Consider the following 14,538-nt stretch of genomic DNA (forward strand, 5'->3'; position numbering starts at 1 on the left):
CCGGGGCGCCGGCCCCGGTCAGCGACCGGACAGCAGCATGGACATCATCAGCCCGTTGAGCCGGCCGACAAAGGCCGCCGGGTCATCGAGTTGACCGCCCTCGGCGAGTTGCGCCTGATCGAACAGGATCAGACCCAGATCATTGAACCGGGTCTCGTTCTCCTCACTCTCCAGGCGCTTCACCAGCGGGTGATCCAGGTTGACCTCCAGCGTGGGACGCTGCTTGGGGGCGTCCTGACCGACCGCCTTCAACACCCGCGCCAGATTGGCACTCATGTCGTACTCGCCCACCACCAGACAGGCCGGGGAGTCGACCAGGCGGGCGCTCGGACGCACCTTGTCGACCCGTTCACCCAGCGCGGTCTTGAGCCGCTCCAGCAGGGTGCCGTGGTCCTTGGCTGCCTGTTCGGTCTTGGCTTTTTCCTCCTGATCGGCCAGTTGGCCCAGGTCCAGATCGCCCTTGGTGACCGACTGCAGGTGCTTGCCCTTGTAGTCGTGCATGTGGTTGACCAGCCACTCGTCCACCCGGTCGGACAGCAACAGGACCTCGACACCCTTCTTGCGGAAGACCTCCAGATGGGGGCTGTGGCGGGCGGCGGCCGCGCTGTCGGCGGTGATGAAGTAGACCTTGTCCTGGCCCTCCTTCATGCGCTCGATGTAGCCGTCCAGGGTTTCGCTCTGGGTATCGCTCTCGGTCTGGGTGGAGGCGAAGCGCAACAACCCGCCCAGACGCTCCCGGTTGGCGAAGTCCTCCGCCGGCCCTTCCTTGAGGACACGGCCGAACTCGCCCCAGAACTCGGCATATTTCTCCGGCTCTTCCGTGGCCAGGGTCTCCAGCAAGCTCAGGATGCGCTTGGTGTTGGCCTGGCGGATGCTGTCGATCTTGCGGTTGTGCTGGAGCAGTTCGCGCGAGACATTCAGCGGCAGATCGTCGGAGTCCACTACGCCCTTGACGAAGCGCAGGTAATGCGGCAGCAGTTTGTCGGCCTCGTCCATGATGAAGACGCGGCGGACATAGAGCTTGACGCCGTGCTTCTGGTCGCGGTCCCACAGATCCCAGGGGGCTTTCTTGGGGACGTAGAGCAGGGTGCTGTACTCGTTGGTGCCCTCCACACGGTTATGGACATAGGCCAGCGGCGGATCGTAGTCGTGCGCAATGTGCTTATAGAAAGCGTGATACTCCTCCTCGGTCACCTCCGACTTGTTGCGCATCCACAGGGCCGTCCCGCGATTGACCTTCTCCCACTCGGGGGCCTTGGTCTGCGGCTTGGCGTCGTCCTGCTCCGCGTCCAGCGCGTCCTCGTCCGGGCCGTCGTGGTGCTCCTTCAGCATTTCCACGGGCAGGGCAATGTGGTCGGAGAACTTGCTGATGATGGAGCGCAGCCGCCAGGCGTCCAGGAACTCCTTCTCCTCTTCCTTCAAGTGCAGGGTCACGTCGGTACCGCGGCCGGCCTTCTCCACCGTTTCCAGGGTGTAGCTGCCGCGCCCGTCCGACTCCCAGTGCACCCCATGCTCGGCACCCAGACCGGCTCGGCGGGAGACCAGCGTCACCTTGTCGGCGACGATGAAGGCGGAGTAGAAGCCGACACCGAACTGACCGATCAGTTGACTGTCTTTGGCCTGATCGCCGGTCAACTTCTCGAAGAACCTGCGGGTGCCCGAACTGGCGATGCTGCCGATGGTCTCTACGACCTCGGCCCGGCTCAGACCGATGCCGTTATCCGAGACCGTCAGAGTCCCCGCCTCCTTGTCCACGGTGACGCGGATCCGCAGGTCGACGTCGCCCTCGTAGAGGCCGTCGTCGCTCAGCGCCTCGAATCGCAGTTTCTCGGCGGCGTCCGAGGCGTTGGAGATCAGCTCGCGCAGGAAGATCTCCTTGTTGGAGTAGAGTGAACGGATCACCAGGTCCAGGACTTGGCTTACTTCGGCCTTGAACTCCAGTGTTTCCTTATGCGCTTCAACTGTCATTTCGGTTCGTTACCTCTTGAATAATCATTCTGTTTTTTACATTACGGGGCGACCACGGCGGATCGGCCTCCGCGCCTCGGCGTGCTGCGGCTTCGGCCGTCAGCTCCCGGCGCGGGAATAGATTTGGAATGGGTATTGTCGCACGCCCGGCAGCGGCTACAATCCGGCCTTCACGATCCGGGGCACCGCGCCCGTCGCGCACCCCCGGCCGTGACCGACCGCCCACGCCGCATCAATGTAGGCCATCACACAGATAATCAAGGGGTTGAATATGGAGCCGACCGTCATCGCCACTACCCCCTTCGAAGGGCAGCGTCCGGGCACGTCCGGGCTGCGCAAGAAGGTCCGGACCTTTCAGCAAGCGCACTATCTGGAGAACTTCGTCCAGGCGATCTTCGACACCCAGACCGAACTGGCCGGCGGCACCCTGGTGGTCGGCGGTGACGGCCGCTACTACAACCGCGAGGCCATCCAGGTCATCCTGCGCATGGCCGCCGCCAACGGCGTGGCCCGCGTGCTGGTCGGGCGCGGCGGCATCCTCTCCACCCCGGCGGTCTCCTGCGTCATCCGCAAGTACAAGACCCAGGGTGGGATCGTGCTCTCCGCCAGCCACAACCCGGGCGGACCCGAGGAAGACTTCGGGATCAAATTCAACGTCGCCGCCGGCGGGCCGGCCTCCGAATCGGTGACCGAGGCAATCTTCGCCCGCACCCAGTCCATCGACCACTACCGCACGCTGGACTGCCCGAACACCAATCTGGACATGGTCGGCACCGGCGCCATCGGCGCCATGCAGGTCGAGGTCATCGACCCGGTGGCGGACTACGCGGCCTTGATGGAAGACCTGTTCGATTTCAACGCGATCCGCGCCCTCTTCAACTCCGGGCTGTTCAGCATGCGCTTCGATGCCATGCACGCGGTCACCGGCCCCTATGCAACCGAAATCCTGGAGAACCGGCTCGGCGCGCTGCCGGGCACCGTGATGAACGGCGTCCCGCTGGAGGATTTCGGCGGCGGACACCCGGACCCCAACCTGGCCCATGCCCATGACCTGGTCGCCCTATGCGAAGGCCCCCATGCGCTGGACTTCGGTGCCGCCTCCGACGGTGACGGCGACCGCAACATGATCCTGGGCAAGAATTTCTTCGTCACGCCCAGCGACAGCCTGGCCGTGTTGGCCGCCAACGCCCACCTGACCCCCGGCTACCATTCCGGCATCCGCGGCATCGCCCGCTCCATGCCCACCAGTCAGGCGGCGGACCGCGTGGCCGAGGCCCTGGGGGTCGAGTGCTTCGAGACACCCACCGGCTGGAAGTTCTTCGGCAATCTGTTGGACGCGGGGCGCATCACCCTGTGCGGCGAGGAGAGCTTCGGCACCGGTTCGGACCACGTGCGCGAGAAGGACGGCCTGTGGGCGGTGCTCTTCTGGCTGAACCTCCTGGCGGTCCGCCAGCAGTCGGTCGCGGAGATCGTCAGCGAACACTGGCGGCATTATGGTCGCAACTACTATACCCGGCATGACTACGAGGCGGTGGATGCCAAGGCCGCGGGCGCCCTGGTCGACCATCTGCGGATCATGCTCCCGGCGCTGCCCGGCCAGCGCTTCGGCGACTATACGGTCGCCTATGCCGACGACTTCGCGTACACCGACCCGATCGACGGCAGCGTCTCAGCCAACCAGGGCATCCGCATCGGTTTCGAGGGCGGCTCGCGGATCGTCCTGCGGCTCTCCGGCACCGGCACCGAGGGCGCCACCCTGCGGGTCTATCTGGAGTTCTACGAACCCGACCCGACCCGCCACCACCAGGACACCCAGGAAGCCATGGCGCCGCTCATCCTGATCGCCCGCGAACTGGCCCAGATCGAGGCGCGCACCGGACGGGCAGAGCCGACGGTGATCACGTAAAGGCTGCATAAGCCAGCCAGATCGCCGGCCTGAGCGAAAGCTCCATCCGCGAATAAACTGTTTGCGAATGCAGCCTCGCTCTTCGTTGTTGCCGACGTGCGCCGCAGGGCCTCAATCAAGATTCCGGCCACTTGGGCTCGCCGGGTGCGTAGTCAGGCCATCCTGGCCTGACACCGTCAGGGCTGGAAGCCCTGACTATGCACGCGGCTGGCCGTACGATCAAGGCCCACCACAGTGACCCTGATCATCGTTCCAACCAGCTTTCGCTGTCGCCCAAGGCCGGACCTTTCATCTGTGGATAAATCCGAGTTGTATTTCTATTGTCGGCAGGTATCTACCGGCGACCATCACGCGCACCCTTCGCGCGACTCACATTGACACTCAGGTTACGTCATGCTGCATGAATTTATCGATTGGATCCTGGTCACCGTCAACAGCTGGGGCTATACGGGCATCTTCGTCCTGATGGCCCTGGAGTCCACCGTGCTGCCGGTACCGAGCGAGTTGGTGCTGATCCCGGCCGGCTACCTCGCCTATCAGGGCAAAATGAATGTCCTGGCGATCTGGCTCGCCTCCACCGTCGGCAGCCTGGCGGGGGCCGGCGTCAATTACGCCTTCGCGCTCTGGGTGGGGCGCCCCTTCCTGGAGCGCTATGGCCGCTGGTTCTTCGTGCGCCCGGCCCTGCTCCACAAAACCGACGTCTTCTTCGAACGCCACGGGGCCATCTCCACCTTTACCGGACGCCTGATCCCCGGCATCCGGCACCTGATCTCACTACCCGCCGGGCTGACCCGGATGAATCTGCTGACCTTCAGTACCTATACCCTACTCGGGGCTGGCCTGTGGTCGGCCGTACTCACGGCCATGGGCTATTTCATCGGCGGCAACGAGAGCCTGATCAAAGACAACCTGCCACTGGTGACCGTCGGCGTCCTGATTTTCGTCGCCCTGACCTTGGCAATCTATGTGCTCCGGCAGCGGCGCCGTCAAGCCTGATCCGGAGCATCGCCCGGCAATGCGACTGTCGTCGGTCCGCTCCGGATCGCGGTGTTGCCGTCGGGTCCGCTGTGCCTCGTTGTCGTTGTCGTAATCGAATTTCTCCACCCGCCCAGTCGTCTCGCGCCTCGCGGCATTTCGCTGTCCGCGCGGGTTGCCGAGGGGGCTGTTCCGATTACGACAACGACAACGACAACGACAACGACAATAGTATTCGCTGTTGCGCTTGTTCCTTACTCAGGCGATGACCGGAACACGAAACCGGGGACCAGGAGCAACAACAGGAACGGCGCCACCAGCCAATGCCCGCTGCCGGCCAGCAAGAGCGCGTCCAGCGGGATCAGGCCGAAGGTCAGTCGCTGGACCAGGGTCTGCACCGCCGCCGGACTGCCGTCCGCGGTCAGACGCCACAGCCAATACCCCAGGGCCAGGACCGCGGGGACAACCAGAGCCAGGATCAGCGGCTGCTCCATGCGGCCCGCGAGCACCAACTCGACGATCACCAGGGCCGCAAGCCCCAACAACACAGCCGCGATCCGGGTGGTCTGCGGCGCCGCCCCCTTGGCCTCTGCCCCAACCAGGACCGTGAGCGCCGCCACATAAAGGAACACCGGCACGGCCAGCGCCTTGGCCCCGCTCCCCATCGCCATCACGGCCAAACCGAACATCCACTGTATGTAGTGGATCGCCCCCATGATGACGGGTCCCAACAAAGTATCTTTCAGAAAGCCGTGATAGGCGACGATGGCGAGTCCCAGTGCGACCGCGATCCGCAGACTGGCCCCGCCGGCCAGCGCGGCGAACGCCAGACCCAGGACCATGAGCCCGCCGCCCAGCACCCAGGCCGCCTGGCCCGAGATCCGCCCGGACGCCAGCAAACCCGCGGGTTCGCCCGTAGCGCCCTGCCGCAGGGCAAAGCAGTCCTTCAGCACCACACCGGACCAGCACAGCGCCGTGCCGGCAGCGAGCTGCGGAATCAGCACCAGCCAGTGGGGCCAGCCCCCGGTGGCAATCAGGTGCGCGGCCAGGATGTTGGACCACACCACGAAGGTCGCGGGCAGTCGGACCAGATGCAATGCGTCCTGCGTGGACAAGGCGAGTTTCATAGCAAGGTCTCCGATCAGGCAAGGGGGTGAGCCGACGCGCCCTGCATTTTGAACCACAAAGAGACAAAGGACACGGGGGTCTCGATAATTCTCAGGTGAAGTCCCGATCACTCGACATCCGCACAACAGACCGGAGGCCGAGGCTTCAGCCGGACGCGGCGGTGCCGCCCACTAAAGCGTCGGCCCCCGGTCTTTCGGCGGCCGGAACGATGATCCTAGAAAGAGCAGTTGCACCACAAAGACACAAAGGACACAAAGGATTTCCATGTGTTGCGTTGAAATGGTGAATCACCAGCCAGGTGAGGCGCATCATGACAATCGCCCATTGTCTTTCTTTGTGATCTTTGTGCCTTTGTGGTGCGAACTGCCGAATTTAGGATAATCAAGGCCGCCGCGCGGATCAGGCGACTCGACTTTTACTCTACCCCCAACGCCTTGAACACCGCGTCCAGCGGGTCGGCATAAAACGCGATCTGAAACTTGGCGAACAACTCGCCGGGGATGGTCGCGATGTCGCGTACACTCGCCATCGGCAACAGGAGGCGCTTGGCGCCGGAGTCGAAGGCCACTTGCAGACACTCGGCCAGGTTCTCCACCGGGATCAAGCTCCCGCCCAGACTCATATCGCCGAGGACGACCAGTTGTCCTTGCACTGGCTTCTGCATGACTCCAGAACACAGGGCGACGAAGCTCGGCAGAGTCATCGCCTTGGCGGCCCCGGTGTTGTGCAACTCGACAGCGTGCAGGTGGTAGTCGTGGTCGCCCGCCTTTGCCAATCCGCTGACGCGGCAAAGGTTGGCCTTGAAGTAGTCGAACGCGACCTTCACCGCCTCCTTGGCCCCGCTGTTCGATCCCAGGCCGGACACATTGAACCGGCCGTTGCCGGCCGTGGTCTGGGTCTCCAGCCGATAGAGACCCAGATGCCCACTGGCGCCGGTAGCCACGGTGTGCAGCACGCCCGGATTCAGCGGACCATCCGCGATCAACTTGTCGCCGCCCTGCTCCGGTACGCTGATGAACCGCTCATCGCGCGTCTCTTGGTCGATATAGGAAAAGTGCACATCGAAGAACTCCATGCCGCCGATCTTCTTGAGCTGCTCCTTCACCCGCCGGCGCGCCTCCAGCGCGTACTCCAGGCAGCGGCGCACCGCCTCCTTGTCATAGACCCCGTGGGGATAGAGCAGCTTGAGCAAACCAGAGACGGTGCGCCGCACCGCGATGGTGTCGCGCTGATTCAGGTTGTTGCCGAGCTTGAAATAGCGGTCGATGGCATCGGAGAAGTTGCGCTTGCGCATCTCGCGCATGAACTCGGCCAGATAGTCGGTGATCAGCCCGTACTGATTGGTGAAAAACTCCGGCCGCATCTTCGGGACTTCCCAACCGGGGATGTAGGCATGGAAGCGGTCGAAAAAGGCCGAGTCGATCATCGACGCCGGGAATGGCGCCAGCAAGTGGCTGGTCTTCACCAGGGTGTCCACCGGCTGGTTGATATTACCCACGAACACCATGCTCGCCGACGCCTGAATGGCATCGCGCCCGCGGGCGAAGGACCCCGAGGCCATGAAGTCCTTCATGATCTGCACGCCATCCTTGTCCTTGAAGGAGATGCCCGCCACCTCGTCGAAGGCCACCACATCCCACAGGCCCACCAGCCCCACGATGCGGCGCGCCATGTTGTAGAACAGATTGGCCACCGTGGTCTGGCCGCCGGAGATGAGGATACTGTTGGGGCTGATCTCCTTATAGAGGTGGCTCTTGCCCGTCCCCCGCGGTCCCAGCTCGCAGCAGTTGTAGTTGTTTTCGACAAAGGGGACCATCCGCGCCAGCAGGTGCCACTTGACCCGCTCGGTCAGATTCGCCGGCTCCATCCCGGTGGAGCGGCACAGGACATCGATCCACTGGCCTTCAGAGAACGCCAGGCGCCCCTCGAACAGCCCCTCCAAGTCCATGTTGGGCATCTGGATCGGCTTGAGGTCACCGATGGTAAAGGGCGAACCCTTCTGCCCCTCTTCAAAGAAATACTGGACCGTGACGATGCACCAGATCCCGCCCACCAGCAGTTTCTCGAACTGCTTCACATAGCTCCCCGGAATGGCGGCATCCTTGACCCCCAGGTTCGACAGCAAGGCCTCGTAGAGGTCCCGGCGTTCGTTGAGCCGAACCGTCACCTTGTCGATGACCTTGTAGCTCCCCCGTTCCTTGATCTTGGATTTGACCTTCTCCGCCTCGTCCGGCCGCACGTAGTTCTCGGCCAGGATCGTCTTCACCGTCTCCATGCCGTCACGGATGATCGCCTCGTCGTCGGATGCGCAGTACATGCCGAGCAGGTACTCCAGCACGTAGACGGGAACGTTCGCCCCTTCCTTGATCAGCTTGGTCAGGTCCTTGCGGACGACCTTGCCGGCGAAGTGGCGGTTGAGGAGGGTGTCTAGCATTCTAGTGGATAGTGGATAGTGGATAGTGGATAGCAGCTATTGTAGGCGGGTTTGGAGGACGGCCAGCATTTTTTGGATTTCGGTCAATAGTGAGACGGCTGTTTGCACATCCGATTCTGTGCTGTAGTTTAAACGCACGGCAATCAGTAGTTGGGTTTCGACTTCGGCACGCGATCCTTGGGCGATGGACAGGAAACGACGAAACTCGGCTGTCGACTGCCGCGCCTGCCCTTCCGCGATATTCGATGGAATCGACACCGCAGCCCGGCGAACCTGACTTGTTAGCCCAAAAAGCTCCTCTCGCGGGAACCCCCGAGTCAGTCGATAAACTTCGGTGACAAGATCCATCGACTTTTGCCAAACAATCAAGTCGCGATAATCCCGAACACCCATAACACCCCCACTATCCACTATCCACTATCCACTATCCACTATCCACTAAAAATCATTGATAAACGCCAAATCGATCGTCACATCGAACCGCGCCTCTTCCACCCCGGTCTCGATGTCGCGCAGAATTAACTGAAAAATCGTCTTGCTGTCAAAACGCCGCCCCTCCAGGGTCAGGCTCACCGTCTTCTTCCATTGGTTCATATCGGTGGACGTGCTGTCGAAGGTCAGGGTTTCGATATTGGTGACCGGCTCCGCGCCGTCGTAGATCGCCACCTTCAGCGTGACCGGCTTGACCCGCTCGCCGACCGGCTCGGTCTGGATCAACTCGAAGCGACAGCGGTTGGTCGTGACCTTGAAGTTGCTGCCGAGCACGCTCACACCGACCGTGCGCGTCCGCGTCTTGGCCGCGCTGCCCGTCTCCTTGACGTGGTGCACGCGGATGATCGGCACCACAATCTCTTGCGGCATGGCCCCGCCATGCACAAATCGCGAGCCGCCGACGAAGTGAAAGCGGTTGGCGCCCTTCGGCACCCAGAATTCCATCCCGCCCCCGGCACCGGCCGTCACCGCGGTGGTGCCGTGCCAGGCCTGGTCACTGGCAGGCAGGTTCCGACCCAGCAGATAGCGCTTCTTCGCCAGCAGGGTGCCGGCGGGCTTGCTGGCCAAGGCGTTCTTGTCGGTCTCACCGGGCGGCGTTTCCTGGAACAGAAAGCCATGATCGGCGGTGATCACCAGGTGATTGCCGTTGAGGCTGTTGATGATCTTGCTCACCAGGTCGCACAGGTCATCGATCGCCTTGCGCACCGCGCCGAAGGTTTGCCCCTCGGTCGCCGCCTTGTCGCCGACCGCATCCACCTGATCGTGATAGACATAGACCACCCGATAGGGCTTGACGAAGGCACGTCCCTCGTCCTTCTTCATCGCCATGAAGTCATCGGCCTTCACCGCCACGCCCTGCACCGCGTCCAACACCCGGCCCCGCTGTTCCAGTGAGCCGCACGGCAGGCCGTCAACCCGAATGGTCCCGCCCTCGTCGTAGTCGAGCGCCTGGTGGGGCAGCAGCGCGGCCATGCCGAGCCCGGTGTAGGACGGCAGCACGCCAAGCTGGGCGGACAGGTCCGCGTCGAACCGGTATTTGCCGTTGAGCAGGCCGCTCAGTTCCTGTGCGATCTCGAAGCGCAGCGCGTCGCTGATGATCACAAAGACCCGGCGGTCGCTCCCTTTGGCCAACACGCGCGCGACTTCGCGCTCAAAGAATGCCTGCTGATTGGGCAGGTCGTCGATCCGCCAGGACCCGAGCAGCCCGGTCTCCAGATGCTTGTTCCACTCCAGCGCCAATGCCGCTACGAAACCCGTGCCATAGACCTGTTCGACCTCTTTACGCAATGACTTGAGGATATCCCAGTCGTGGGACTCCGCGTAATCAGCCGCTTCGCAGAACTGGCGGTAAAGCTGATCGAAGCGGTACAGACCGCCCGTATAGGCGCGCAGCAGTGCCCGCGGGTCCGGCTGCGCCAAGCCGCCAAGGTGCGTGTTGCGCAGGGCGAACAGGTCCGCGGCCGTCTGCAGGGCCGCGTAGACCGCATACAGGGACCGGCGCGGGGCGCGGGGGGTGTCGGGCAGCGCCCGCGCCGCCCAGTAGCCATCCTGCCGGTGCGCGGTGATGGTGCGAATGGCCTCGGGCTTGATGGTCTGCGCCGTCTCCAGCACCCGGTCGCGCAAACGGCTGGCGACGACCTGTTCGACCAGCAGGAAGGTCTTGACCTCGGCCAGGGCCTCGATCTCCAGGGCTCCCAGGTGTTGTGTGAGCTTCACCGCATCCGCCACGCCGGCCGACAGGGATTCATAGGAGGAGCCACGGGTACTGCTGTCGCGCCACTGGGCGAGGCAGACCACCGCATTGGCGGCCCCCTGGCGCGGCAGCGTGAGCGGCTTGAGGCCCTCCGGCAGCGCCCCGCGGCAGGCGTGATTGAGATCCGACACCAGCAGCCGGATCAGCAGGTTCTTGAGCGTCGGCGCCCCTTCCTGGTAACCGAACTGGCTTCCCGCCAGGTCCCAGAAGGCTGCCTGGACGCCGAACTTCTCCATCTCCTCCCACGCGGGCGGCAGCGCGTCGAGGTGGCCCTCCGGCATGGCATCGAACAACGCGATCAGAACATTGAAGAACTCCGACTGATCGGCCTTGACCAGGACCGCGATGATCTTGCGGTCGATATCCTGCGCAGTGTCATTGGGGTTGAGCAGCCGTTTCAGCCGGTCCAGCCGGTCCCGGCTGGCGAAGAACCGCGCTCGCTCCGCCAGGTGCAGGCGTAAGGACTGCTGGGTCAACCCAAGCTCGCTGAGCAGCATCGACGCCCGATCCGCCCGGAAGCTCGCGCTGTACAGGCGCACATCGAGCAGCCAGTCCTGTTCGACCTCCGGCGGCTCGCACGGGGCATAGAGCAGGTAGCGGCCCTGAGTATCGGTCAGCTCCAGGCGTACCTTGACCTCCAACCCGCAGACTTGATCGAGGCGCAACAGGGTCACATCACCCAGGTCGAGATCCGGCAGCGTCTCCTCGAACTCCCGATCAGGGTCGTTCCAGAAGACGATACGATGGCCCTGTGCCACGAATTGATCTTTCAGGGCGCTTTCGATACGTTGACTATCCATTGGTAAACCGCTACGCCTATTCGTCGATCAGGAGGAATTCGTTATCCACAGATGTCACAGATGAGCACAGATAAGACTCTTTCTCTTCATCTTGTGAACATCTGTGACATCTGTGGATAAGTTCGAAATCGTAGACGCTGGGCGGTGGCAGGCGGCAACGTCATAGCGACTGTCCATTGCGCATTGCAATCCGATCTGCTCTTCGATCAGGCGCATGTTTCAAATTGAGAATCATCGGCTGTCTTCCCCGAATATTCCCATCTCCTCCCACGCGGGCGGGAGCGCGTCGCGCTGGCCCGCCGGGATGCTATCGACAAGGGCGATGAGGACATTGAAGAACTCCGGCTGCTCGGCCTTGGTCAGCCTGCGGGCGGTCGAGGCTCCGGAGGCTGACCGCCGAGCAGACCCTCCAGAGTCGCGGCCTGGAACAGTCCGTCCAGCCAGCCGTCAACTTGGTCGAGGGTCGCGACGTCAATGCGGGCTCCCGCCCACTGGGGCAGCTCACCAAAGCGACCCCGGAGCAGGCGCTTCAAGGCATCGGCCTTGCCCTTCAGTTTGCCTTGCAGTTCACCTTCCAGGATGCCCTCGCGGACGCCCTCCCGCTTCCACTTCTGCGTCCACTCTTCAACGTGTTCTGCCAACATCGTCTCAACCTCCGTTAAATCATGCAATTCCGGAAATCTCTCGTCAGGCATCAGTCGCCTGAGTAAGACCCGCGCGAACCATACAGTCAGCGCCCGGCGCAGGCTGGCGTAGCCTGGCCCCTGCAAGCGGGCGCTCAGCCGACGCAGTATCGGGCGCACCGCTTCCGGGCCGTCGGTTGCGAGGACCTCCAACCGGACCAGTTCAGCCGCCACACTGCTGGCTTGGTCCAGCGTATCCGGCCCAATCCGACCCTCGTCGATCAAATGATAGCGGTGCTGGGGACAGTAGCGCGCCAAGGCGTTCGGTAGCGGAACGATCAGCTCAGCGATGTCGCGCGCCGCCGTCCAACGTCCGGTGCCGTTGTAGAGCACCAGCGGAAACACCGGCGGCAGGCGTTCACCCGCCGCCGCCGCACCGCTCTTGATCAGGTCCTGGTACAGCAACCCGGTGTAGACCATCACGCGCACTGCCATCCAAGGATCGACCTGACTTTGGAACTCGATCAACAAGTACACATAGAGCCATTCCCCGGCCACCCGTACCCGCCAGATAATGTCATCCTCGCGCTCGCGCAGGTCGTCGGTGACATAGCTCCCTCCCTGCTTCTCCAGGGTCGTGAAGTCGATCAGTCCCAGCCAGTCCTCCTGCACGAAGTCGCGCAGCAGGCCCTCGACCATCTCGGGATGCGAGAACAGGTGCTTGTAAGATCCGTCCTGCGGCGCGCGTGCCGACCGGCCAGGCTGACGAGCACGCGGAGGATGGCGAGGGGGACGGGCCATAGCGGCTGAACCTTAATCGGCGGCCGTGCCGGTCACAGCTTTGACCTCGGCGAGCAGGTCGCCGAACTTGGCGTAGTTGACCTTGACGCCGTCGTCCAGATCCAGGGCGATGCGCTGGTCGGCGTAGTGGCGCAGTTGCTCGTCGTAGCGGCGCAGTTCGTCGAGTTGGCGGGTCAGCTTGTCCCGCTCCTTTTGCTGCCGCTTGGCTTGGGCCGTGGTGGACGCGGACGCGATGTCGTCGACGAGCCGGTCGATGCGGGCGGCCATCTTGCCTTGCAGCGGGACCACGTATTCCATACGCATACGCGCGAGTGTGCCCTCGTGGTAGCGGTGCAGGTACACCAGTGCCTCGAATGCCTTCTGCTTGCCGCTGGAAAAGCACCAGTAGATGGGCCGCCGCTTGTAGTTTTGTAGATGGTCCTTGAAGAAGCTGGTCGCGAGATAGCGGCGGATGGTCTCGTCCGGGGTTTCGCCGGACTTTGATCCCAGGCTTTCCGCGAGCCATTGCATATTAGTGGATAGTGGATAGTGGATAGTGGATAGTGGATAGTGGATAGTGGATAGTCGGTCATCCTCACTATTCACTATCCACTTGCCACTATCCACTTCCTCAGGCCAGACGGCCAGCAGGAATTCACGGATACGGTTGGCAGCGTCGTCATCGAACCAGTTCGCTTCGGTGATCGGGATGATGCCGTCGGCGTCGGCGGGAAAGGGATTTTTGTCCACAGATGACACAGATGAACACAGATGTTCTTTTCTTAATCTGTGTCCATCTGTGTCATCTGTGGATTCTTCTCCTGCGGCATCAATGATACTGTCGATGGCGGATGAAGAAGAATTGTCCACAGATGACACAGATGCACACAGATGTTCTTTTCTTAATCTGTGTCCATCTGTGTCATCTGTGGATTCTTCTCCTTCGGCATCAACGATAACGTCGATGGCCGAGGAAGAATTGTCCACAGATGACACAGATGAACACAGATGTTCTTTTCTTAATCTGTGTCCATCTGTGTCATCTGTGGATGCTTTTCCTGCGGCATCAATGAGACCGTCGATGGCGGAGAAAGAAAAATTGTCCACAGATGACACAGATGACACAGATGAACACAGATGTTCATTTCTTAATCTGTGTGCATCTGTGTCATCTGTGGACTCTTCTCTTGCGGCACTATAGATTGCTTCGAAGCCCTGGTTGCCACTGTGCGCGTAAATGAGCCCCGGCCGATCCAGGCGATACCGGCCCATCATGCAGCCGATGGCGTAAGACACCAGTTCCGCCATCGTGTCCTGCCGGAAACGGGTCCAGCGCTCAGCTTCAGTTAGATCACCACCATAGCGGTAGACGGGGTTAACCGTCAGAGTAATCAGCTCGACGGGTACGTCGGGGATGAGTTCATCAGCAAGCCCGTAGGCGTCGATAAAAAGGCGGTTATTCTCTTCTTCGATACGCTGCATCTCGGCGATGCTTTCGCGATTATTCGCAACCGATACGGAGTAACTGGAATCAACAGATAAGTACTTCAACTAAAATATTTGTACGCACATCTTACTCTCAGGAAAACCATAAAATCAGTGTTTTATTGCAACTTTTTTCGATACTGATTATCTAAAGCAGTATAGGAAGAAACCACAGTGGAGGTATCGTCTGTCGC

9 protein-coding genes are annotated in these 14,538 nt (G+C 61.9%); 2 read left to right on the top strand and 7 right to left on the bottom strand.

The genetic code is table 11. The features are described 5' to 3' along the window. Positions 1-18 precede the first annotated feature (18 nt). Positions 19-1,968 carry a molecular chaperone HtpG gene (gene htpG, locus QZY03_RS23495; RefSeq protein ID WP_295585133.1) on the bottom strand — a complete coding sequence of 650 codons (1,950 nt, stop codon included), beginning with the start codon at positions 1,966-1,968 and terminating at the stop codon, positions 19-21. A gap of 271 nt (positions 1,969-2,239) precedes the next feature. Here htpG and QZY03_RS23500 point away from each other — a divergent pair, with 271 nt between their 5' ends. Both QZY03_RS23500 and QZY03_RS23505 read left to right on the top strand, forming a co-directional pair. Beyond that, positions 2,240-3,874: an alpha-D-glucose phosphate-specific phosphoglucomutase gene (locus QZY03_RS23500; RefSeq protein ID WP_295585135.1), complete on the top strand. Its 1,635-nt coding sequence runs from the start codon at positions 2,240-2,242 to the stop codon at positions 3,872-3,874. A gap of 393 nt (positions 3,875-4,267) precedes the next feature. Then, a complete protein-coding gene (locus QZY03_RS23505) occupies positions 4,268-4,870 on the top strand; it encodes a DedA family protein (protein WP_295585136.1) in 603 nt (200 codons plus the stop codon). Positions 4,871-5,103: 233 nt separating this feature from the next. Here QZY03_RS23505 and QZY03_RS23510 read toward each other — a convergent pair whose 3' ends face one another. The 6 genes from QZY03_RS23510 to QZY03_RS23535 all read right to left on the bottom strand — a co-directional run bounded on the left by QZY03_RS23510 (position 5,104) and on the right by QZY03_RS23535 (position 14,341). Continuing rightward, positions 5,104-5,976, bottom strand: coding sequence for a hypothetical protein (locus tag QZY03_RS23510; RefSeq protein WP_295585138.1), 873 nt, complete (start codon positions 5,974-5,976; stop codon positions 5,104-5,106). A 416-nt stretch (positions 5,977-6,392) separates the two neighbouring features. Further along, entirely contained in the window at positions 6,393-8,411 is a 2,019-nt protein-coding gene (gene brxL, locus QZY03_RS23515; protein WP_295585140.1) for a protease Lon-related BREX system protein BrxL, read from the bottom strand. Positions 8,412-8,447: 36 nt separating this feature from the next. Next, positions 8,448-8,804, bottom strand: coding sequence for a four helix bundle protein (locus tag QZY03_RS23520; protein WP_295585142.1), 357 nt, complete (start codon positions 8,802-8,804; stop codon positions 8,448-8,450). 45 nt (positions 8,805-8,849) lie between these two features. After that, positions 8,850-11,456 (bottom strand): BREX-1 system phosphatase PglZ type A, encoded by a 2,607-nt coding sequence (pglZ, locus tag QZY03_RS23525; RefSeq protein WP_295585144.1) that lies wholly within the window; start codon positions 11,454-11,456, stop codon positions 8,850-8,852. A gap of 359 nt (positions 11,457-11,815) precedes the next feature. Next, positions 11,816-12,880 carry an Rpn family recombination-promoting nuclease/putative transposase gene (locus QZY03_RS23530; RefSeq protein ID WP_295585146.1) on the bottom strand — a complete coding sequence of 355 codons (1,065 nt, stop codon included), beginning with the start codon at positions 12,878-12,880 and terminating at the stop codon, positions 11,816-11,818. A gap of 12 nt (positions 12,881-12,892) precedes the next feature. Next, the gene (locus QZY03_RS23535; RefSeq protein ID WP_295585147.1) at positions 12,893-14,341 is read right to left on the bottom strand and encodes a hypothetical protein; all 1,449 of its coding nucleotides are present in this window, start codon (positions 14,339-14,341) and stop codon (positions 12,893-12,895) included. Positions 14,342-14,538 lie beyond the last annotated feature (197 nt).

The sequence above is a fragment of the uncultured Lamprocystis sp. genome (assembly GCF_903933125.1).
GTDB lineage: Bacteria > Pseudomonadota > Gammaproteobacteria > Chromatiales > Chromatiaceae > Thiodictyon.